This window comes from Veillonella sp. AF13-2 (assembly GCF_003603295.1).
Classification (GTDB): domain Bacteria; phylum Bacillota; class Negativicutes; order Veillonellales; family Veillonellaceae; genus Veillonella; species Veillonella parvula_E.
Map to the genome: position 1 here is coordinate 104,447 of NZ_QTMT01000002.1, position 23,534 is coordinate 127,980.

The 23,534-nt window shown below is 40.2% G+C and carries 19 protein-coding genes; 10 read left to right on the forward strand and 9 right to left on the reverse strand.

All coding sequences use genetic code 11. The annotated features are described in order from the left end of the window. Positions 1 to 109: 109 nt before the first annotated feature. Genes DWV85_RS04410 through DWV85_RS04420 form a run of 3 tightly spaced genes read right to left on the reverse strand, consistent with a single transcriptional unit; the run spans position 110 to position 3,045 of the window. On the reverse strand, positions 110 to 976 hold the full coding sequence (locus DWV85_RS04410; protein ID WP_123138118.1) for a hypothetical protein: 867 nt from the start codon (positions 974 to 976) through the stop codon (positions 110 to 112). 41 nt (positions 977 to 1,017) lie between these two features. Then, positions 1,018 to 1,848 carry a hypothetical protein gene (locus tag DWV85_RS04415; RefSeq protein ID WP_123138119.1) on the reverse strand — a complete coding sequence of 277 codons (831 nt, stop codon included), beginning with the start codon at positions 1,846 to 1,848 and terminating at the stop codon, positions 1,018 to 1,020. Between the two features lie 24 nt (positions 1,849 to 1,872). Continuing rightward, positions 1,873 to 3,045 (reverse strand): iron-containing alcohol dehydrogenase, encoded by a 1,173-nt coding sequence (locus tag DWV85_RS04420; protein ID WP_123138120.1) that lies wholly within the window; start codon positions 3,043 to 3,045, stop codon positions 1,873 to 1,875. A gap of 148 nt (positions 3,046 to 3,193) precedes the next feature. Between DWV85_RS04420 and DWV85_RS04425 the strand changes: the two genes are divergently transcribed. From DWV85_RS04425 to DWV85_RS04435, 3 genes are all read left to right on the forward strand, one after another. Next, a complete protein-coding gene (locus DWV85_RS04425; RefSeq protein ID WP_123138121.1) occupies positions 3,194 to 4,753 on the forward strand; it encodes a hypothetical protein in 1,560 nt (519 codons plus the stop codon). A gap of 282 nt (positions 4,754 to 5,035) precedes the next feature. After that, positions 5,036 to 7,318 carry a ribonucleoside-diphosphate reductase subunit alpha gene (locus DWV85_RS04430; protein WP_004694965.1) on the forward strand — a complete coding sequence of 761 codons (2,283 nt, stop codon included), beginning with the start codon at positions 5,036 to 5,038 and terminating at the stop codon, positions 7,316 to 7,318. A gap of 199 nt (positions 7,319 to 7,517) precedes the next feature. Then, positions 7,518 to 8,546, forward strand: coding sequence for a ribonucleotide-diphosphate reductase subunit beta (locus DWV85_RS04435; RefSeq protein ID WP_123138122.1), 1,029 nt, complete (start codon positions 7,518 to 7,520; stop codon positions 8,544 to 8,546). Between the two features lie 380 nt (positions 8,547 to 8,926). Here the strand turns inward: DWV85_RS04435 and DWV85_RS04440 are convergent, their stop codons facing one another. Together DWV85_RS04440 and DWV85_RS04445 are read right to left on the reverse strand one after the other, a co-directional pair. Beyond that, entirely contained in the window at positions 8,927 to 9,385 is a 459-nt protein-coding gene (locus DWV85_RS04440) for a DIP1984 family protein (RefSeq protein WP_101928504.1), read from the reverse strand. Positions 9,386 to 9,486: 101 nt separating this feature from the next. After that, complete coding sequence (locus DWV85_RS04445) at positions 9,487 to 9,903, reverse strand: GNAT family N-acetyltransferase (protein ID WP_004694957.1); 417 nt, start codon at positions 9,901 to 9,903, stop codon at positions 9,487 to 9,489. A 473-nt stretch (positions 9,904 to 10,376) separates the two neighbouring features. Here DWV85_RS04445 and aroF point away from each other — a divergent pair, with 473 nt between their 5' ends. The 6 genes from aroF (at position 10,377) to DWV85_RS04475 (ending at position 17,374) form a co-directional block, all read left to right on the forward strand. Then, positions 10,377 to 11,390, forward strand: coding sequence for a 3-deoxy-7-phosphoheptulonate synthase (gene aroF, locus DWV85_RS04450; protein WP_101928505.1), 1,014 nt, complete (start codon positions 10,377 to 10,379; stop codon positions 11,388 to 11,390). Between the two features lie 74 nt (positions 11,391 to 11,464). Continuing rightward, positions 11,465 to 12,517: a 3-dehydroquinate synthase gene (aroB, locus tag DWV85_RS04455; protein ID WP_123138123.1), complete on the forward strand. Its 1,053-nt coding sequence runs from the start codon at positions 11,465 to 11,467 to the stop codon at positions 12,515 to 12,517. 18 nt (positions 12,518 to 12,535) lie between these two features. Continuing rightward, positions 12,536 to 13,804 carry a 3-phosphoshikimate 1-carboxyvinyltransferase gene (gene aroA, locus DWV85_RS04460; RefSeq protein WP_123138124.1) on the forward strand — a complete coding sequence of 423 codons (1,269 nt, stop codon included), beginning with the start codon at positions 12,536 to 12,538 and terminating at the stop codon, positions 13,802 to 13,804. Next, positions 13,794 to 14,888, forward strand: coding sequence for a chorismate synthase (aroC, locus tag DWV85_RS04465; RefSeq protein WP_123138125.1), 1,095 nt, complete (start codon positions 13,794 to 13,796; stop codon positions 14,886 to 14,888). The genes aroA and aroC overlap by 11 nt, the downstream gene beginning before the upstream one ends. Then, positions 14,875 to 16,014, forward strand: a complete 1,140-nt coding sequence (locus DWV85_RS04470) for a bifunctional chorismate mutase/prephenate dehydratase (RefSeq protein WP_004698197.1) — start codon at positions 14,875 to 14,877, stop codon at positions 16,012 to 16,014. Before aroC ends, DWV85_RS04470 begins: the two co-directional genes overlap by 14 nt. A gap of 124 nt (positions 16,015 to 16,138) precedes the next feature. Further along, a complete protein-coding gene (locus DWV85_RS04475; protein ID WP_123138126.1) occupies positions 16,139 to 17,374 on the forward strand; it encodes a shikimate kinase in 1,236 nt (411 codons plus the stop codon). A gap of 202 nt (positions 17,375 to 17,576) precedes the next feature. Here the strand turns inward: DWV85_RS04475 and aroD are convergent, their stop codons facing one another. The 3 genes from aroD to DWV85_RS04495 all read right to left on the reverse strand — a co-directional run bounded on the left by aroD (position 17,577) and on the right by DWV85_RS04495 (position 20,468). After that, positions 17,577 to 18,371 (reverse strand): type I 3-dehydroquinate dehydratase, encoded by a 795-nt coding sequence (gene aroD, locus DWV85_RS04485; RefSeq protein ID WP_004694946.1) that lies wholly within the window; start codon positions 18,369 to 18,371, stop codon positions 17,577 to 17,579. 159 nt (positions 18,372 to 18,530) lie between these two features. Next, positions 18,531 to 19,787 (reverse strand): MFS transporter, encoded by a 1,257-nt coding sequence (locus tag DWV85_RS04490; RefSeq protein WP_123138127.1) that lies wholly within the window; start codon positions 19,785 to 19,787, stop codon positions 18,531 to 18,533. 261 nt (positions 19,788 to 20,048) lie between these two features. After that, positions 20,049 to 20,468 carry an RrF2 family transcriptional regulator gene (locus DWV85_RS04495; protein ID WP_004694942.1) on the reverse strand — a complete coding sequence of 140 codons (420 nt, stop codon included), beginning with the start codon at positions 20,466 to 20,468 and terminating at the stop codon, positions 20,049 to 20,051. A 146-nt stretch (positions 20,469 to 20,614) separates the two neighbouring features. Between DWV85_RS04495 and DWV85_RS04500 the strand changes: the two genes are divergently transcribed. Further along, on the forward strand, positions 20,615 to 21,982 hold the full coding sequence (locus DWV85_RS04500; protein ID WP_123138128.1) for an NCS2 family permease: 1,368 nt from the start codon (positions 20,615 to 20,617) through the stop codon (positions 21,980 to 21,982). 237 nt (positions 21,983 to 22,219) lie between these two features. Here DWV85_RS04500 and DWV85_RS04505 read toward each other — a convergent pair whose 3' ends face one another. After that, complete coding sequence (locus DWV85_RS04505) at positions 22,220 to 23,527, reverse strand: hypothetical protein (protein ID WP_123138129.1); 1,308 nt, start codon at positions 23,525 to 23,527, stop codon at positions 22,220 to 22,222. Positions 23,528 to 23,534: the final 7 nt, after the last annotated feature.

The window sequence follows — 23,534 nt, forward strand, 5'->3', positions numbered from 1 at the left end:
TTTAATTCACATTATAGAGATATGATTTAAAATTGTCAATTCCAATATTTGAACACATTATAATATATTCAAGTATTATTTCAATTTTTTATAGACATTCTAATAAAAACTAATGATACATATCTATATCTACAGTAATCATTCGCGTTCGCTCTGGATTAAACATAAAGTAAATGACTCTAGGCTGATCATGATTAAAGTTATGGTAAACAACATATACTATATATTTCTCAGCTGATATCCGAGTACTATAATAATAATCTTCCTTAGGATCATCACCGATACTCTGTGTACCATCAATTACCCAGGGAAATAATTTCCAGTTTTGTCGTTGAACGGTAATAATCTCATAATATTCATTCACGTCACTAACTAATAAATTTCTATCCTTTGGATATGTAAATGAATTAAGTGCTTTAAAGGTACTATCATTTTTCCTGCCATTTACAAACGAATACCAAGCATGAGATTTAACAGTTTCCTCATACTGTGAAATAGTAGCTTCATCACCATCTAATACCAAGCAACTATAACTCCCACCCAATCCAATTACCTCAGCAGAAGAAACCACTTTCAAGCTCTCTGGTAAAGACTTAGGTGTTTGTAATGGAGCCGGAATATACCCCGCTTTAGATGAGGGCCATGTAGAGTGCCACTGTTTTGTATCATAATGAGATACCCCTATAGCAGAAAATGCTAAATTAACAGCTAATGTGGGAAGCATACACAGAAAAAAGATTACATAAAAATATGTTAAAAATCTTTTTCGTATAGCTTTCTCACTATCGATTACTCCACATTTTTCAAACAATAACACAATCGTAGCTACTAACAAAATCAAATAGTATAACCCAGAATATGATATCTCATCCGAAAACAAAAATGTTAGTACCCAAAGAATTATAAAGAACCATATACTTTTTCTATATGGAGGCTCAGTAAACAAATTCTTTAAATACATTAAACACTGTCGCATATACACTCTCCACAATCGAATTTGTAAAAGTCTTAAGTATTTTAATTCGACTGATAAAACACAGCTCGAGTCCCATCATCATTGATTAACAGTTCTACAAAATGAGGCCTTTTTATATCACCATTATCTACAAATACATATAGTCTATGATTACGAACGGAGCTAGTACTTTGATTAACCACCGTTTTTGTTTCTTTTCTAGGTGCAAAGCGCAACCATTCAACAAAATCTCGCTTAGGTAGATTTATTGGCTCTTCATTTATACTTTCAATAATATTATATTCACTCGGATGAGATATTGACGTTTTTCGTTCTCCCGTATTTAAATCACGTAAAACACCATGCTTATCGATTTGTACTTGATAAGTAGCTTGTGCCTTTGCAATTTTCTCATACTGTGCAATAACTGCAGGGTCCCCTTCTAAAACGGTATATTTCGTAGGATATGCACCCGCCCAAGCTAAGTCATCACCAGATGCTGAGGCTCTAATAATCCCTTCTGGAAGTACACTAGGACGCTTTAATCCTTCTGGTAATTCATCACTATCAGGCCAACCACGTTTCCAATCCATCGTACTAAACTCAAAACCATCAGTTTGATCACGAGTCGTTTGAATATCATATTTAAGCCAATCAGCTACGAGCCAAGATATACAAAGGGTTATGACAACAAACAAACCACAAGCCAATCGATTATAGGCTCTTTCAGATATAGTTCGTTTCTTAAAGCGACCATATTGCAGTAACACACTCAATACTATGGCTATACCAAAAACCATGTATGTAATAGGTGCTATGTTAAATAGCGCTACCACAATTGCAAACAACACGCATAGCATAACCGTTAATAGGCCATAAAATCCTTGGAACAAAATTCTCTCCTATCATGACAATACTTAGAACATTTTCTTATACAACATTTCTATATCTTCCCGACTCACGTCGGCCACTGTATTAGCAATATTGCCGGTAGCTACGACATACACGTTATCGACAAGCCAAGGAATGTCTTCTTTTGTAAAACCTAGTTCTGTAAGGTTTGTGGTAAGGTCTAACTCATGGACGATTAAACGCAGTGCTTCACCCATTTCGGAGCCATCTCCATGGTTAAATATACGTGCCAATGTAGCAAATTTATCGGGGTTAGCACTCCATGTATATTCCACTGCAACAGGTTCAATAACGGCAAGGCCTACACCGTGGGTAATATCCTTAAGCCCACTAGCAGGATGTTCCATGCCATGAGCAAGTGTTACACCGGCGGTATTAATAACCATGCCTCCAATTGTGCTAGCCAATGTAACGGACTCCCAAGCTTTTGTAAGTTGAGTTTCGTTGAGAACAGCTGATTTGCCTTCATCCATTGCTTTCACATGTTTATATAGAGGCACAAGATATTGTGCTAACAAAGTTACAGCATAATGAGCTAATGCATCGGTAAAAGGTTGTGCCGTTTTAGAAGTATACGCCTCGATATTATGACAGAGTGCATCAAATCCCACAGATGCCAATACATGGGGCGGCATTGTGCCCATCACTGCGGGATCTACGATGGATACTTTTGGTACGATGGCGTTACATCGCAAGGATTTCTTGTCTCCTGTTTCGGGATTAGTAAGTACACCAAAGCCATTACCTTCGGAGCCGGTGCCACAGGTTGTGGGAATTACAATAAGAGGCAACGCCTTATCACTGGTTTTACGGTTAAATATATAGTCGTTAATGTCACCATCGTTAACGGCCATAAATGCAATGCCTTTTGCACAGTCCATGATAGAGCCACCACCAATGGCAATGACCATATCACAGCTTTCAGATTTAGCTAAAGCAGCACCGTCCAACGCAGTCGTCGTTAAGGGGTTTGCATCCACTTGGTCAAACAACACATGTTCGATATGTGCCGCATCAAGTTTAGCCGTCACACGGTCATATAGTCCAGATTTTTTGGCACTTGTCCGCCCTGTTATGATGAGTGCTTTATTGCCATAAGGCTTAACAAAATCAGCAACACTATCGACTTTATCCCAACCAAATTGGATATGTACTGGTAAAAAATAAGAGAACTCCATGTGAACGACCTCTTTTCTATAAATACTAGCTCTTAATGTTATTGTAATGTAAATTCAGACGCCTGTAAAACCTCATAGGACTTTCACTAGAAAACATGTATACTACAGATAAGAGGGGGGCATTTATTTTTATAAAGGGAGAGAATCTATGAAATCTGCAATTACACATTTATGGTTTTCGCTGCGTGACCTAGCAACGCAGTCACCTATATTACTGGCATTAATTGCCGTATTTTCATGTACACCGTTTTATCTAGAGCAAGATTGGTTTGCCGATATAGACCTTTGGTTCTATGGGCTGTATTTCTTCATCGTCATACTACAATCATATATAACACGAGATCGAAAGTTCTCCATAGTATATACATTATTAAGCATAGGTATCAGCGTTGGTCTATATACGATTCATGAAACGTACCATCACATACGAGGCATCGAGCTAGCCACAGAAAACATATCATATCTATGGCTGTACTCTATGATTGCTCTATATTTTACATCGCCTGGAGAATACTACATCGGCGAAATCATCAATCGCCTGAAACGGATTGGTATTACCATTGTTACATCAACACTGTACAATGTCGTCATAATCATGACTCTATGGTTTTTCTTCATCATTCTGAACAAACCATTTACCTTTGATGATCTAATCTTTAAAGCACTAGCCGCTATTAATATTTTTATCTGTATGTCCATGCTGTGCACTTATAAAGAGGAGCTTGATGGACCGCCAGAACCAAATACATTCTATAATGTTGTTTTTGGAATCATACTACCAAAAGCTTCCATCATTACAGGTATTCTAGCTAATATCTACTTGGTATTGATCCTCTTAGGCCTCCGTGAAGATGCACGATTCCTTTACACATATTATCCGTATGTAGCCATTTTCTATCTATTTTACTTGGCTAGTTTCAGGTCTAGTGAAAGCAGCAAGACACAAAGGATTCTATGTTTCTTATTTATTACGATTACAATATTGTGTTTAATCCTGATTGGCAAGCGCGTAATAAATGAGCCCGTACTCTGGCTCAATACGATTTACGTAGCCGCATTCAATCTAATCTTCTTAGCACATAATGTATACTCCTTTGTAAAGCGTTTGACTCCATCGATCCATACAACAATTATGGCGCTCGCCCTAGGTGCAGTCCTTTTAATGCCTTTTATCGGTTACACATCCCATCGAGAATTTACAAACTATACGAAAATTGACGGTCAATGGCACGTATACTTGCCTATTACAGAAACATTTAACCCTGATTTTACAGACTATGGCAGGACGATTATACAGGGGGATTCTTCAAAATCAGGAGCAACGGAAATATATAAGGAACGAAATATTCAGTTTATCAGCTTTACGGCCGTTGAAGAACCTCATGTTATTTCGCTTGTAGGATATAATAAATTCATTTCTAACATCGAATTAGAAGTACGTGAGCCTTCTGATAGTACAGCTGACATACCAACAGCATCCTATGAATCTATCAACTTTAGATTCATCAATGAAGGCCTTGATTTAGAGGTATCTCTACCAAATGGCGTGACCGAGGTTCATCATATATATGAAAAATTTCTCACTGTTCCTAAAACGGCTTCAGATTCAGTCATTATAGAAGGCACGGGATACAAACTCTTAATCCACTCCTACTACGCATATCAAGACAGCGCACGAAGAATTATTTTTAGCGTATTATATAATTAATTATGAAAGCTAGTAATTTAAGGCATCTTCAGCCATATCGACATTTTTTGTAAAACTATATTAAAAAATTTCCAAATGTCAATATTGAATATATAGATTTTTTTCGCTATAATCGTAACATAATGTATAAGCCAAATAAGAAAACTACCATATATAGTAGTTTTCTTATTTTTCTGATTAGACTCAACTTAAAGATATTTTATATAATTCATTCTAATCTTATATATGCTTATACGACTATATTAACAGTTTTATGACTTTTTGCTCTCAAGGGGAACAGTAATGGAGATTATGATCAAGAAACGGGATGGCCATTTCGAGCCGTTGTCCGTTGAAAAAACGAAACGAATGATAGCCTTCGCATGTTTGGGGTTAGATTCTTGTGATCCACTAGAATTAGAAATGGATGCGAAGTTGCAATTCGTTGATGGCATGACTACTAAAGAAATTCAAAAGACTTTAGTCCAAACAGCTATCGAAAAAGTTATATCTAAAAAAGACGACGGCTTCGGCAACCAAGTTAATAAAATGAACCAAGATTGGCAATTCGTAGCAGCCCGCCTATTCTTGTTCGATCTCTATAAAGAAGCCGCTATTACTCGTCGTTACAAAGCATTTGGCTACGGAAACTTCCCAAATCTAGTCAACATGCTTGTAAAAGAGAAAAAATACGCAGACTTTTTCGTTACAGAGTACACAGCTGACGAATTGCAAGAATTAGGCGATTATATCAAACCTAAGCGCGACTATCTCTTCAACTATGAAGGTCTCAAATTATTGGCTGACCGTTACTTGGTAAAAGGTTTTAACAAAGAAATCTTTGAATTACCTCAAGAACGTTTCATGGCTATCGCAATGCATTTGGCTCTTGTAGAAGGGGAAAATAAAGTAGAATACGCTAAGAAATTCTACGATTTGATGAGTCAATTAAAAATGACGACAGCTACACCTACTTTGGCAAATGCTGGTACACCATTCCACCAATTGTCCTCTTGCTTTATCTCTGGTGTAGATGATAACTTATGGTCCATTTACGACGTAAATAGCAAGTTCTCTCGCGTATCTAAACACGGTGGTGCTCTTGGTATCTACCTTGGTAAAGTTCGTGCATTGAACTCCGATATTCGCGGCTTCAAAAACTCCTCTGGTGGCGTTATTCCTTGGATCCGCTTGTACAATGATACTGCAGTTGCGGTAGACCAATTGGGTAAACGTAAGGGCGGCGCTACAGTAACACTTGATATTTGGCATAAAGACTTCTACGAATTCGTAGAGCTTCGTACAAATAATGGTGATGATCGTCGCAAAGCGCACGATATCTTCCCTGCTATCTCCGTTCCAAACATCTTCATGGAACGTATGTTAGCTCGTGAAAACTTCACCCTCTTCGATCCTCATGAAATCTTGGCTGTAAAAGGCTATTCCTTAGAGGACTACTACGATACTGATGACAATAAGGAGTTCACAAAACGTTACCTCGAATGTGAACAAGATCCTAACTTACACGGCATCGAAGTACCAGCATTAGATATGATGAAAAAAATCATGCGCTCCGCTGTTGAAACTGGTACACCATTTATCTTCTTCCGCGATACTGTAAATGCTGCCAATCCTAACAAACATGCAGGTATGATTTACGCATCCAACTTGTGTCATGAAATCGCACAAAACGTTGGCTTCACTAATCTTGCTGAAGAAATCATCAACGAAGACGGTACAATTACTACTAAAACAAATACAGGCGACATGGTTACATGTAACTTGAACTCTATCAGTCTTGGCCGTATTACAGACGAAGAGTTGGAAGAAAACATTGCCCTTCAAATTCGTATGTTAGACAATGTTATCTCCATCAACCAAGCACCAGTACCAGAGTCTCGCATGACTTCTGATAAATACCGCGCTATCGGTCTTGGTACGTCTGGTTATCACCACTACCTTGTAAACCATGATATCCAATGGGAATCTGATGAACACATCGAAGTAGCGGACAAATTATTTGAAAACATTGCATTCTATGCGATTAAAGCTTCTATGGAGCTTGCAAAAGAAAAAGGCGCGTACCCAGCATTCAAAGGTTCCGAATGGGAAACTGGTGAATACTTCACACGTCGTGGTTACACATCTGATCGTTGGAAACAATTGGCTGCGGACGTTGCAAAATACGGTATCCGCAACGGTTACTTGATGGCCGTAGCTCCTACAGGTTCTACATCCAACATCGCTAATACAACAGCTGGTATCGACCCTATCTTCAAAAAATTCTTCATCGAAGAGAAGAAAGGTTCTTTCACACCAAAAACGGCACCAGATTTGAACGACAAAACATTCTGGCTATACAAAGAGGCACATACAATCGACCAACAATGGTCCATCAAAGCTTGTGGCGTACGTCAACGTCATATTGACCAAGCACAATCTTTCAACTTGTATATCACGCCTCAAATGAAAGCGAAAGAAATTCTTGACCTTTACGTAGAAGCCTACAAACAAGGGATCAAAACGATCTACTACATCCGTAACCAATCCCTTGAAATGGATGAATGCACAAGCTGTTCCTCCTAATATAGGATAGATACACGCTACATTCTATAATACAATTTAAGCTATGGTAAAAGTTGAAGATATCATTGCCATAGTTTACAAAAAATATACTCTATAACTAGAGAGCACTAAACCTGTAAAAGATACTTTCACCAACATTATAAATCTGATGACGACCTATAGAAGTATAGGTCGCATCATCGTATAAAGGAGTCCTACTATGGATAAAAAACTGATTTTCAATGAAAAAGGTGACCGTGGCACTCAATCTATGATTGGCGGTAATACCACAAACCTTCGCGAATGGAACCGTATCAAGTACGACTGGGCAAATCAAATGTACCGTACAATGCTCAACAACTTCTGGATTCCAGAAGAAATTTCCTTGAACGAAGACGTTAAACAATTCCCATACTTAACAGATTACGAGCGTCGTGCCTTCGATAAAATCATTGCGTTCTTGAACTTCCTTGATTCCATTCAATCTGAAAACTTGCCTAATTTGAGCCGCTATATTACAGCATCTGAAGTGGCATCCTTATTGAATATCCAAGCATTCCAAGAAGAAATTCACGCTCAAAGTTATTCCTACATTTTGGACACTGTAACAAATCCTATTACACGTGACAAAATTTATGACGAATGGCGTACAGATAAAACATTACTTGAACGTAATCGCTTCATCGCCGATGCATACCAACGATTCAGCGACGATCCTAGCGAAGCAAACCTTATTCATACAATCATTGCGAACTATATTTTAGAAGGTATTTACTTCTACTCTGGCTTTAGCTTCTTCTACACATTGGCACGCCAAGGTAAGATGACAGCTACATCCACTATCTTCAAATATATCAACCGCGATGAAGTAACTCACCTCGTATTGTTCCAAAACATCATCCGCGAGTTACGCCGTGAACGTCCTGACTTGTTCACACCTGAACTAGAGGCGAAAATTACGGACATGATTCGTCAAGGTACGGAAAATGAAATCGCTTGGGGCCAGTACATCACTGATGATAAAATCCTCGGCCTTAACAACGTTCTTATCGAGCGCTACATCAAATACCTTGCGAATATTCGCTTAGAAGCAATCGGCTTGCCTCATCTATATCCTGAAATCAAGGATAATCCAATGGAATGGATCGAAAGCTTCTCCAACTTGAATAGCACAAAAACTGACTTCTTCGAAGCTAAAGTTACAAACTATACAAAAGCAGCGGCATTTGATTTTGACGATTTAGAATAATAGACGTTATAAAATACAATATCTAGGGACGTACGAGCCAATAGAAAAGAGCTAATAGCTATAACGCTATCAGCTCTTTTTTCATGATTATTTAAACCTTAGTTATGAGGAATTGCTGCAAATTTAAACAGCTCTCTCCTATTTATCTCTAAAAAACAAAAAACTATCATATCAGTGTATATGTTGCTAGAAATATAGTCCCCAAACGCCACCCTCGTTTTACAGTTGACACATGGTTATACATTGTAAATTGTATCAATACATTTGTGCGCAAATAGGCCTACACCGTAGATTTTCATTCGCCCCATGAATGTATTCATAATAAGCTTGGTAAAAGCAAAAGGTTTTGTGTCCACCCTGTTTCAAACTACCAACTATTATCAGCTTTCAATCAATTCAGTTGTCCAGTTAGCAGACTGCAATAGATTGTCTAATAAACGTACTTGTTTTGCGATATGATCAGCTTCTTTTTGGATGTCTGCCACATTCACAGTCGGCATTAGCTTAATCTCAGACCCTCTCGCACGGAAATTAATACTACCTGCGCTAGATGCCAATGTTCGATAAGCAGTTAGGCGCAAAGCAGCGCAATCTTTTTCGGCAATGATTTCAGTAATAGATCGACCTTCTATAATAGTTTTGCAATTTGTTAAATTAATATCTGCAATTAATTTTTGAAGTCTATTTACACATTGTTCTAATGTTTTCAAAAGTTCTTCAGGGTTCTCATTCGGTACTTCCCCTTCTTGCACTAAACTATTTTGAGTTAAGCGAAGCTCTAAATCGCTTATTTTATAATTTAAATCAGATCGTTCTTGTAATGCTTCTGCTAGTTTCATAAACTCTCACCTCTCAAAAAGATATATCAATTTACTTATAAAATACTATGTACAATAATAATATATCCATCAATTCTTATTATACAACACTATTGAACGGCTTATAATACTTTCCGCATCATCACATGCGGACAGCCTTCATCAAGGTATTCGTCCCCTTCAGCACGATATCCAAGGGATTCATAGAATGGTTTGGCCTGTACTTGCGCTGACAAGGAGCACGTCTTAAAGCCGTCACGACGAATAGCATTTTCGGCGGCCATCATGATCTTAGTACCTAAATGTTGTCCACGATACAACTTGCGTACCGCCATACGCCCAATATGTGCATCTCCAGCTGTGTCACTGGGAAAATATCGACACGTACCAGCCGCTTTACCATCAATGGATAAGAGCACAAACTTTGCAGTCTCATCGATTTCATCAAACTCGTCTTCAAACCCTTGTTCTTTTATAAATACATCGACACGAATTTGTTTTATTTCCTCTGTTATATGATCTAAGATTTGAATAATCATAGGTGCCCTTTCTGATTATAAGCATATTTATAAGAATCGATTTAGGCGTATTACGAAATATCCTATAAGCAATAAAAGCTTCTTATTTTTATTATATCAAAAATACGCTTAATACCACAAAACGTCTCAGTTCCTGTTAATTCCCATATCAAAAATATTTTAAAACTTCCATGAAATTCATTTTTAGGTATTGCATAATTTTATCATTTGGGTTTATACTATACCCAACATTTTAGAAAGGAGCAACCAAAGATGACTAACCAAATTAGCCTCACAGCAAAACAATACTTTTATTGGTTCTTTATCCAACGTACGGGTAAGGAACTATTTGTGATGCGCTAATAAAGGATTATTCAACATTAGTTGCTTAGAATAGTAAAAGGGCTACCCGTATTAGATTACGGGTAGCCCTTTTTGTTTGCTATCCGTATGGTCAGCCCAACTATTCACTGTAGTTACAAGGAGGAATTATCATGATTATTACATTGAAACAAAATGCAGCAGCAGAAGAAGTATCTCGTTTACGCAGTGAATTAGAGGCTCAAGGATTTGTTATCCACCCAGTAGAAGGAACGCGATACAATATTCTAGGTCTGATTGGTGATACTGCATCTCTTGATGCGCGTCAAATCGAGTCCCTAGATTTCGTAGATAAAGTAACTCGCATTCAAGAGCCATACAAAAAAGCAAACCGCAAGTTCCATCCCGATGATTCTGTAATCAATGTAGGTGGTGCACTTATCGGTGGTGGTCACTTCGCAGTAATGGCCGGTCCTTGCTCTGTAGAGACACCTGAACAAGTATTAGCCACTGCTAAAGCTTGTAAAGAAGCTGGTGCCACAATCCTTCGGGGTGGCGCTTTCAAACCTCGTACATCCCCATACTCCTTCCAAGGCATGGGCCCAGAAGGCTTAGAGTTATTAGAGCTTGCTAAAAAAGAAACAGGTCTTCCTATCGTTTCTGAGGTTATGGATATCTCCCAATTACAATACTTTGATAATGTAGATATGCTTCAAATCGGTGCTCGTAACATGCAAAACTTCACGCTTTTAAAAGAAGTGGGCAAATTAAATAAACCAGTTCTTTTAAAACGTGGTTTATCTGCCACATACGAAGAATGGTTGATGGCTGCTGAGTACATCATGTCCGAAGGCAATGAACAAATTGTATTATGCGAGCGCGGTATCCGCACATTCGAAACTAAGACTCGCAATACCTTAGATGTAACAGCAATTCCTATGATGCATGAATTATCTCACTTGCCAATTATCATGGACCCTAGCCACGCAGCAGGTATGAGCCGCATGGTTCGTCCGCTTTCACTTGCATCCGTAGGCGGCGGTGCAGACGGCCTTATGATTGAAGTTCACAACGATCCAGCCAAAGCATTGTGCGACGGTCCGCAAGCATTGCGTCCAGACCAATTCACTAGCCTTATGAAAGAAATTAATGCGTTACGCCAAGCATTGGTAGAATGCACTAAATAATCTTACATATCACACAAATAAGCTAGTATCCGTTATAATAGGTACTAGCTTATTCTTTTAAGAAAGGAACCGTTATGACTCGCATCCATATTAATGCATCTACACCGTATGATGTTGTCATCGAGGAAGGCGCTTTACAACGCATCACCGATTATATTAAACCATTAAAACCAAATTGCCGTGTTATCATCGTCAGCGATAGCAACGTGGCGCCTCACTATTTGGACTCTGTGAAAGCTAATATGGAACATGCGGGTTATGCTGTTTGTGATTATGTTTTCCCTGCTGGTGAAAGCTCCAAAAATGCACATCAACTCATCGATTTAGTAGAATACATGGCGGCCCAATCATTGACTCGCAAAGACTTGCTCATCGCCCTTGGTGGCGGTGTTGTAGGCGATATGGCAGGATTTGCTGCAGCGACCTATTTACGTGGTATCGACTATGTTCAGGTTCCTACATCCCTATTAGCCGCAGTAGACTCCTCTGTAGGTGGTAAAACAGCAGTTAACCTCGAAGCCGGGAAAAACCTATGGGGCGCTTTCAAACAACCTATCCTCGTCCTCTGCGATCCAGCTACACTCAATACATTACCTGATATGGAATGGATTAATGGGTGCGGCGAAATTATCAAATACGGCTTCCTCGACGTACCTGGTTTATTAACCCAACTAGAACATAAACCATTAATTAAACATCGCGATAGTGTTAGTACTGTCATCGCTCGTTGCGTTCAAGCAAAAGCGGATATCGTGGAACAAGACGAACGCGAGTCTGGCGTTCGTGCCCTCTTAAACCTCGGTCATACCTTTGGTCACGGCATCGAAAAAGCGAGTCATTTCAAGGTACATCACGGTTATGCCGTTGCTATTGGTATGGTGCTCATGGCACAAGGTGCCGTCAAACATGGAGAATTAGATGCGGAAGCTTTAAAGAAATTAAAGGCCCTCATCAAAGCACACGATTTGCCAACCGCAACAACGATAAGCAAAGAAGAAATTCTAGCTGCCGCTAAGCACGACAAAAAAAGCGAAGGAGCAACCATTAAAATCGTAGTACCTACTAGCTATGGTCACAGCGAGCTCAAAGTGGTAACACACGAGGAACTTGCAACCTATTTAGACTGAGATATAAAGGAGATTTATATGCATTCCGTAACGAACGCCATCCCTACAGGGACTATCGCGTCCATTCCTGCAAAAGCTCATGCGCACCGTGCGCTGATTTGCGCAACTCTCGCAAACTCGCCATCTACCATACTACTGAGCCGCACCTCTAAAGACATCAATGCAACTATTGACTCCTTGCGAGGCTTAGGCGCACACGTTGTGTATGAAAACAAAGTTGTCACTGTTACACCTGGTCCTGTGCCAACAAAGGGCAATATAGTTCCCCATGAATCCGGTACTACATTGCGCCTCTTATTACCAGTGGCAGCGTCCATTTGTAATGAGGTAGATGTGGATGCGAAAGGGCGTTTACCAGATCGTCCTTTAGAGCCCATGCTCGGTGAAATGAAAGCTCACGGCGTAACATTCTCCCAAGATAAACCACCATTCACTATGACAGGTCGTCTACAAGGCGGTGAGTTCGGTATGGTTGGCGATGTGAGTAGCCAGTTTTTCTCTGGATTATTATTAGCTGCGCCACAATGTGGAGGCGCTACAATCACATCTACTACGCCGCTTCAATCTAGCGACTATGTAACATTAACAACTACAACGATGGCAGACTTCGGCGTAACAGTCGACCATACACCTGCTGCTGACACCGTCCAAGAATCCTTTACAGTAGCGGCTAATGCTACTTTTAAAGGTCAAAGTAATTACCAAATCGAAGGCGATTGGTCCAATACGGCTATTTGGATGGTAGCAGCGGGCATGACAGGTAAACCAATTACCATTACGGGTATGAACAAAAATTCTGTGCAAGCGGATCGTCGCATCATGCAGATTATGATTGATGCCGGTTGTGATGTAGTATGGGATGGCATGAACGTAACCGTTATGGGTCGTGCAGTAAAACCAATCCATGCCGACCTCGAACAAATGCCCGATATGCTGCCAGTTATGGCAGCCCTCGCTTGCTCTATCCATGGTGAAAGCTCCTTTGTTAAGGGTGCGCGCCTACGCTTGAAAGAATCCGATCGCCTCGAAGCCGTTGCTAATCTCGTAAGAGATTTAGGAGGCACGGTTCGCGAAGATGGTGATGACCTATATATTATCGGTAGTGGTATACTAAAAGGAGGACAAGGTGATTGTGTTAACGACCATCGCCTCGTTATGGCAGGAACATTGATGGCACTCATCAGTGAAAATCCTGTGACATTAAAAGATAGCGAAGCTATCACAAAATCCTATCCAGACTTCTTTGAGGACTGGAACTTACTAGGAGGTAATGCTAATGGCATCTAATTTCGGTAAAACCATACAAGTATCTACCTTTGGCGCGTCTCATGGGTATGCCATCGGCGGTATCGTGGAAGGCCTCCCTTGTGGACATATCATCGACATCGATGAGCTACAAGCCTTCTTAAAGCGCCGTGCGCCAGGTCAAAACCAATTACAGACGCAACGTAAAGAAGCCGATATACCTGAATTCTTAGCAGGTATGGTAGATGGCATGCTCAGTGGATCTCCATTGGCATTTATGATTCGCAATACCTCTCAGCACTCTAGCGATTACAATAACTTGCGCGACATACCTCGTCCATCGCACACAGACTTTACGGCTCGCATGCGCTACGGTGACAAGGTAGATATGCGAGGTGGCGGCCACTTCTCAGCGCGTCTTACAGCACCTCTTTGCGTGGCTGGTGGCATCGCCCTTCAACTACTACGTGAAAAAGGTATCGAAATTCACGGTCATTTAAAACAAGTTGGTACAATCCAAGATACTCCTATCGATATGGTTCATCCAGATATGAAAGCACTTCGTGAAATTGCTACAGAACCAATTGCTATGCTCGATGCATACAAGCGTTCTGAAGTAGAAAACTTGGTCATGAAACTCAAAAAAGATGGCGACTCCACAGGCGGTATTGTTGAGGTTGTGGCTACGGGATTACCAATCGGTCTTGGCAATCCAAACTTTGATGGCATCGAGAACCGATTAGCTCGCGTTATCTTTGGCGTACCTGCCATCAAAGGTGTGTCCTTTGGAGGTGGCTTCGACATATGTTCTCGCCTTGGCTCCGAGGTGAACGATGCTTTTACAATGGATGGAGATACAATCACAACAACTACCAATAATAGTGGTGGCATTCAAGGTGGTATCACCAACGGCTTGCCCCTCATTATGCAAGTGGGCATTAAGCCTACTCCGTCCATTTATAAGGAACAACATTCTGTGTCGCTTTCACAAAAAGAAGACACATTACTCACCATCAAAGGTCGTCACGACCCATGTGTAGCACTCCGTGCAGTACCTGTTATCGAAGCCGTTACGGCCCTCGTCATTCTTGATTTCTTAGGAGATATTGACCATGAACTTAGATGAAGTACGCGTTAAAATTAACGATATAAACGACCAAATGCTCGCCCTCTTCAAAGAGCGCATGGAACTCTCTAAGGACGTAGCAGCAGCAAAAAAGGAAATGAATAAGGCCATTTACGATGCCAAACGCGAGCGCGACATCCTCGACAAGGTAACAAAAGATGCAGGTCCAGACCTCGATCTATATGCACGCCGTTTTTTTGAAGCATTATTTAGCTTGAGTCGCACATACCAATCTGAGCAGTTATTCCAAGACAATGAATTCACGTTGAAAATGAAAAAAGCCATTGAGCAATCCCCTACCTTGCCACCTCAACGGGGCAGTGTAGCTTGCGCCGGCGTATTTGGCAGCAATGCTCAAATGGCGTGTGATAAATTATTACCTCTCAGCCAAATCCATTATGTAACAGGTTTCCGTTCCGTATTCGATGCCGTAGAATCCGGCGAATGTCAATTCGGTGTATTACCTATCGAAAACAGCTCCAATGGGTCTGTAAAAGAAGTATATGACCTCTTAGAAGAGCGCAAATGCTATATAGTCCGCGGCACGCGCCTTTGGATATCTCATGACTTGCTCGTGAAAAAAGGCACAAAACTAGAAGATATTCATACCATAATTTCCCACCCTCAAGCGTTGGGCCAATGTAGTCACTTCCTAGATAAGTTAGAAGGCGTAGAATTACGCTCCTATGACAATACAGCTCGAGCTGCACAGCTCGTAGCAGCTAGTGATGACCCTGGAGTAGCGGCTATCGCAGCACCTCAATGTGCAGACCTATATAATTTGTCTCCATTATTGAGAAATATCCAAAATAGCGATAACAACTATACGCGCTTTATCTGCATTAGTAAGGATTTCCACGTATACCCAGGAGCCAATAAAATCTCAGTAGTAACGACTGCAAGTCATGCTCCAGGCGGGCTTGGTACATTGCTCACCAAGTTTGCTAATATCGGTGTGAACCTTACAAAACTCGAGTCCCGTCCAATCGTAGGACATAACTTTGAGTTCTTGTTCTACCTCGACTTAGAAGCATCCTTGGCAGATCCAAAAGTACTTTCCGTATTGGCAGAGCTCCACGCATCGCAAGATAAATTCCGCTTGCTCGGCAATTATCCTGAAAATTGATATTTTCCTCTATGGTAGTGCTTATTAATGGCATATATAGTACAATGGATATAGTTTTAAAACTCCAATGGCTAATAGGTGACAGCCTATTAGCCATTTTGTGTATATTGACCTAGGAGGTCCTATGAAATTTGGTTTACTTGGCCGTACGTTGGGCCATAGCTTTTCCCCACGCATCCACAATGCTTTGGGAAATACTAATTATGAATTATTTGAACGAGAACCGAGCCAACTGCAAGAGTTCTTTGCAGACCAAGAATTACAAGGTATTAATATTACCTTCCCTTACAAGGTTAACGCCCTTGAAGCTTGCGATGTAGTAGACCCTCGCGCAGAACGCATTGGCTGTGTAAACACGATGGTTCGTAAAGACGGCAAATGGCATGGTTACAATACAGATTACGATGGTTTCGTATTTACTCTAGAACACGCTGGTATAAATGTATCCGGTAAAGAATGTATTATCCTTGGCGATGGTGCCTCCTCTGCTACGGTTCACGTAGCTCTTGAAGACCTAGGTGCTAAGAGCATCACGCATCTATCTCGTAAAACAGCTCCGTTCTATACTGATGCGCCTAATTACTATGAAACAGCACAGATTATTATTAACTGCACACCTATTGGTATGTATCCGCATAATCCAGCTAACCTCATAGATATTATGCAATTTTCTAAATTAGAAGGCGTTGTGGATCTCATCTACAATCCGCGCCGTACCGTTTTGCTTTTACAAGCAGAAATGATGAATATTCCGTACTGTGATGGTCTACCTTTCCTCGTGGCACAAGGTGTTAAGGCGGCTAATCATTTTCAAGGTGAAAGCTTTGGTACCAAAGAGATAGAACAAATCTTGCGAGATGTGCGCCGTGAAAAGGAAAATATCATCCTCATCGGTATGCCTGGTGTTGGGAAAACAACAGTAGGCAGAGCAATCGGTAAAGAAACTGGTCGTAATTGGTTTGATGTGGATCACGAGCTAGAAAAAGAAATTGGCAATGTTTCTACCTATATTACAGAACAAGGGGAGGCTGCGTTCCGTGAAAAAGAGGCAGAAATAATTGCAAAATTAGGCACTCAAACAGGCCTTGTCATCTCCACTGGTGGCGGCTGCGTAACAGTACCTAAAAACTATGCACACCTGCGCCAAAATGGCCGTATTTACCAATTAACACAACCTGTAGAAAAACTATCTACTTCAGGTCGTGTTCTATCTAGTGGCGGCATAGAACGTTTACGTGAACTTGAGGAGACTCGCACCCCAATGTATGAAAGCTTTGCACAATGCATCGTGGAACATAATCGCAATGCACCAGAAACAGTGGCGGCTATTCTTGAAGACTTTGAATCAAACTTATTGTAAGAGTTTATATAACTGTATTTATAAGATTGTTTCCTCTATATAAGTAAGGGCTTCTACATCTTTAGAAGTAAGAGCATTTACATCTGTATTTCTATATAAAGTCATTAATAAAAACATATATATTTTTTATATTCGCCCATCAAAAATGAATATACTACAAGAAATACAAAACATATAAAAAAGTCGGCTTTCGCCGACTTTTTTAATGTACTTTTACGCGTTTATGTTGTTGTTCATCAAATACGCCATCTACGTCGATGGTATCTAGAATTCGTTTTAAAGCATGTACATCGATTTGCCCTGGTGCTGATGTTTTACCAGCAGAAGCAAAGGTCATGGCATTTCCAAATAGAGCACCTGCAGTGCGTGTAACAGCACCTAGTTCTCCCATTGCCATCGTAATAATTGGATCCGAAGGATACAAAGCCTTTACTTCGGCTGTTGCTTCAAGGAGCGTCAATACATCACCAGTTGTGTGAGGCATAACGGCAATCTTTGGCACATCCGCTAAGAACTCTTTCATTTGAATGAGTCGATTTACAATGACTTCACGACTCGGCGTACCATGGAAATCATGGTTACTCATGATAATAGTAATTCCATGAACCTTAGCAAACTCTATCGTTTTAAGCATTCTATCTTGATCAAAGAATAACTCAATATCGATAGCATCCACCAATCCGGTAGGAATCAAACGTTCTAGCATTGTAAAGTAATCTTGTGTGGAAATCGTTCTTTCCCCACCTTCACCTTTTGTACGCCATGTAAAGAGCAACCCACGACCTTTCAGTTGTGGCTTGATGAGCATTAATAATTCAATGATAGCGTCAATGGAGTGGGCCCGCTCATAATAGTCAATGCGTAGCTCCACGACGTGACACGGTGTATTACATGCTACCGCAGTGGCATCTAGAATTTCTTTCATTGTTGTGCCCACAATAGGCACACATATTTTTGTACACTTTTCGCCGAGTACAGTATGACCGATACGGACCATAAGAACTCCTTTCTGTCCCACACGGTGAGACTAATGACTTACCTTAAACTAACTATATACCAATATTTTTGTAAAAGCAATCAATCCACCCATATTGGATTGCTATTCACTAAAAGTGTATGAAAGCCTGTTATTATGCACTAAAACAGTATTCTTAGATTAACGATTAATGTCATTTTTTGTTATATCATGTCGCACGGATAGTTTCCGTGATTGGAATCCCATATAGAGTAATAACAAACCTGTAATACTAAATACATAGGATATCCCAATGTAGGTAGATACAATACTTGCGAACACAGGCCCTACCATAGAACCAAATTGTTGAGCTGTCGTCGTCATACCAAACATGCGACCTCTAAAGCTTGGATCCGTATTGAGAGTTACGGCTGCACTCAAAGATGGGTTGATGCCCACAATACAAGAACCAATTAGCACTTGTAGTACACCAAACCACCAAATACCTACTGGTAAACTTTGAAGTAAGAGAACAACACCACTACCAAGCATACAGTAGGAAATGGTTCTAAAGTAGCCACGGTGCTCACCAAGGCGCACCCATAAGTTAGTCGTTAAAGAACCAGCTAAACCACCGATACTAAGAATTGTACCCGAAATGATAGCAGCCCCTTCCATAGTGCCTTGCATATCACCTACATAAAGCGCCAAGATAGGCTGTAGCATCATGATCACACATTGCATAAAGAAGAAAATCCATAAAAGTCTTACTAATACAGGTTGTTCTTGAACTACTTTAAAATCCTCTCGTAAAGATGTAGATTTTACCGGTTTTGAGGACTGTTCATTAGAAGCTATATTTTCTACATTTAGCTTTGGTTCTTTTACAAGGAACAATACTGCCAAAGTAGCAATGAATACGGCTATACCTGAAATATAAAACACAGGGCGCATACCTACAACACTTTCAACGGCACCGCCCAAAAATGGACCGACGACATTACCTAAAATTAGACCTGTTTGGAATATGCCGAGGGCATGGCCTACCTGTTTTTCATCCACACTGAGGGAGACCATGGTCATCGCCGCAGGATAAAAGCCGTTAGCAAAACCTACTAAAGCACGGCCCATCAACAATTGGTACTGATCCGTTACCATACCGATGAGAACATAACAAAAGGCAATTGCGAAACCAGCTCGTAGAGCCATCCGTTTCTTACCCTTATTATCTGCAATTTTCCCCCAAATTGGTGCCATAATGCCAGCGATTAGGAATGTAATACCAAAGACGAGCCCAGACCAAAGTGCCACATCGTCCTTTGGAACACCGAGTTCCAATAGATATATTGGCAAAAAAGGAATTATCATTGTATAACATATGGCTAGCACCGTCATACTAGCTGTGATAATCCACACGTTGCGCATGCCACCTCGAGCATCATATACACTTGTACTCATAGTACCCTCCCTTCCGTATAAAATCGTTTAGATAAACTAATATATACATAAATCACTTTTAATTACAGTTCCATTTAAATTACGATTCTACTTAGATTTCAATCTATGTTACTATTCATAAGATGTTATTACATTTTAATTTCATATATAAAGAAGAGCCGCATACGAAACGCGACTCTTTCCATAAAAAATACCTAAAATATAGGTATACAATGTAGTAATCCTCAAAGATCATTCAAACTAAAGTTTCCGGGCTATCAATTATTCCGTAGGAAATTTGTGATCCATTACATCTTGCAAGGAAACATGTTCCATAACATGTCGGAACTCATCTTGTAAATACTGCCACAATGGAGCTGTCAAGCAGTCATTAAACATAGGACATGGTTCTACATCATCTTCTAAACAAGACACGAGAGCAATGGAGTCCTCTGCGGCATATAAAATTTCATATACATTGTATTCAGCCGGAGATTTCACCAAACGATATCCTCCATATTTACCACGTCCACTTTTAACAAGGCCCGCAGAGGATAAACGAGATACAATTCCCTCTAAATATTTATCGGAAAATCCTTGGCGTTCTGCAATCTCACGAATCGGTACATTTTTTTCTACTCCGTGTTCTGCAATATCCGCCAATATCCGTAAGGCATAACGCCCCTTTGTAGATATTTTCATAAGTTAACCTCTATATCATTCATAATATATTAATAGTATATCACAAATTCATACAAAAAATGGTGGGAAATATGATACACTATACATATATCGAAATATCTTTATTTAGGTATGATTTTAATTTCATATAGGGAGGATTTTATCTAATGTTAGATAAATTATTTCAACTCAGTGAGCGTGGCACAACCGTTAAAACAGAAATTTTAGCAGGTATCACTACGTTTATCACGATGGCGTACATCCTTTTCTTGGCGCCAAACATTCTTAGTCTTGCAGGCATGGATAAGGATGCGGTCCTCATTGCCACAGCCTTAGGTGGAGGTCTTGTGACGATTGCTATGGGTTTATTTGTAAACTACCCAATTGCTCTCGCTCCAGGGGTTGGCCTCTTGGCATTTTACTCCTTTACCGTAGTTCTCGGTATGGGCGTATCTTGGCAAACAGCATTAGGTGCGGTATTCATTTCTGGTCTCGTTTTCCTCGTATTAACATTGACATCAATACGACAAATGATCGTTGAAGGTATCCCAGCCTCCATGAAAATTGCCATTACCGTTGGTATTGGTCTTTTCATTTCTATCATCGGTTTAAAGTTATCCGGCTTGATGGCTATCTCCATAAGTTTGTCTCCAAACTCCTTGGGTCAAGTCGTACAGACACATGGTAATCTAGTCCCTCCAGCGTCTGAGGCACTTTTGACGCTCGGTAATTTGCACAGTGGTGAAACATTGTTGGCACTATTTAGCCTCATCTTTACAGCTTTATTGATGGCTCGCAAAATTCAAGGTTCTCTCTTGATCGGCGTTTTAGTAACAACAATCATCTCCTATGCGACAGGCCTTTCCACAATGCCTGAAAACTTCACCATATTAGCCGTTCCTGATTTCTCCAAAGCAGCATTCTTGCAATTAGATATTCCTGGTGCTCTTCACATGGGCTTAATTACGATTATCTTCTCCTTCACATTTGTAGAATTATTCGACTCTATGGGCACTTTGATTGGTACCGCTACAGAGGCGAAAATCGCAGATCCTAAATCTGGTAAATTCCCCGGTCTTGGTAAAGCCATGACCGTAGATGCTATCGGTGTTAGTGCCGGTGCATTACTCGGTACTTCTACAATTACGGCTTTCGTTGAAAGTGCGGCAGGTGTAGGGGCTGGTGGCCGTACAGGTTTAACAGCTGTCACAACAGGCGTACTTTTCTTAATTTGCTTATTCTTGGCTCCATTGGTATCCTTGGTTCCAAATGCAGCCACATCTCCTGTTCTTATCATCGTAGGTGCCCTCATGTTAGGTGCCATTCGCAACATCGACTTCGATGATTGGACTGAAGGTTTCCCTGCATTCCTCGTTATCGTATTGATGCCGTTCACATACAGCATCGCTAACGGTATCTCTGCAGGTCTTATTGCATACCCTCTACTCAAAATCATTGCAGGCCGTGCAAAAGAAGTTAACTGGATTATGTACGTATTGGCGGTTCTTGTTATTATCCGCTACGTATTCTTCTAATTAACGTATACCCATAATGATGCTATTAGTGAAAGCTACTTTATATTCGATAGCTATAAAATCACTAATACCTAAAAGCAAAATATATGTAAATTACATACACTAAAAGAACCTATCTCCAAAGATATTACTCTAATATCTAGGAAATAGGTTCTTTTTATTATGTACTCTTTTACTAAACGCTAACATCGTATGGCATCACCGAATCGTGCTATAGAGTCTTATTAGGGTTTAGTATTAACGAATCGTTTTTACACCGATTAAGTCTGTACGACTTGGGTCAATATCTTTTAATGGTACTACATAATCTTTATAAAAGTCTGCTTCAGATGCTTTCACAGGCACTTGGAAGAACAAGAAATATGCCATGTTATCTTTGCTCCACGCAACACTGCGTACTAAGCCCTTATCTACATTACCTGTATACTGCACATCACCGGTTGGCGTAGAGTCAATCCACTGTACGTCATGGTATTCCGTTGGAACATATTCTTTAGGCCATACCGTATCCATAGAGTAGCTCATGCGAAAGACCATCGTATGATTTACCCAACGTCCGCTGCGTTCTTGATATTCTTGACCTTCCTTCCAATATACAGTTTCTAATACATCATTATCATAAAAATGTGTAGCATAGTATGTATAGCCAAGAGGCAAGTAACTTGGTACAGATACGTCATAGGACAGCTTACGAGATGCATCAATTACACCGCTAGGTAAGCCGATGGATTTACTCGTAAGTATAGGCCACTCAGAATTCGTATGTGTACGCAGTGGCAAACCAATAGTTTCAAAATGAGGTCTATCTTGTTCACCATTTTGTTTAACACTTTGCGCATCGTTTTCTTCAACATGTTGCTTATCATTGCGTTCACCACGTAATCGAGTATCATCAGCGGCTACGTTAGTAAGAGGACCTACAGAGTCTACAATTTTGCTTACAAAGTTTTGGTTTCTTGTAGAGGCAAAGTAGAGCATATATACTTTATTATCTTTTTCCCAATAAGCAATTTGAACAGAGTCGTTGCTAGAGCCTAAAGTATGTACAGGGACTCCATTAGGGGTAGTAAAGCTAACGGCATCATCAGCATCGTATTTTGTCTTTTCCAATATAGGCTTTACCACGGTATCGATAGCCCACCCCATGCGATACACAATATCTGTATTAGAGAAGGTTAATTTCTGACCATATTCTCCTTTATGGCCCGTTTCCGTATACACGATTTCTAATACGTCATGATCTCTTGACTTTACATCGCGTACTGCATAATCTTCAGGCATATAAGACGGAATTTGTAAATTATATCCAAAATAATTAGTAGTTGCCTCAATATTACGCTCTAGGATATCACCATTATCAAGTTGATCATACCACCGATAGCGATTCATTAGTTCTTTATTCTTTTCCACTGTATCAGTAGTAACTGTATATCCATTTTCATCCACTAAAGGGGATAATGCACTAACTGATTGTACTCCTAAGCTGCCTATCACGGTAGCTAGTATTCCCATGGCTAATAATGATTTTGTTATTTTCAATCTCATAATTTCT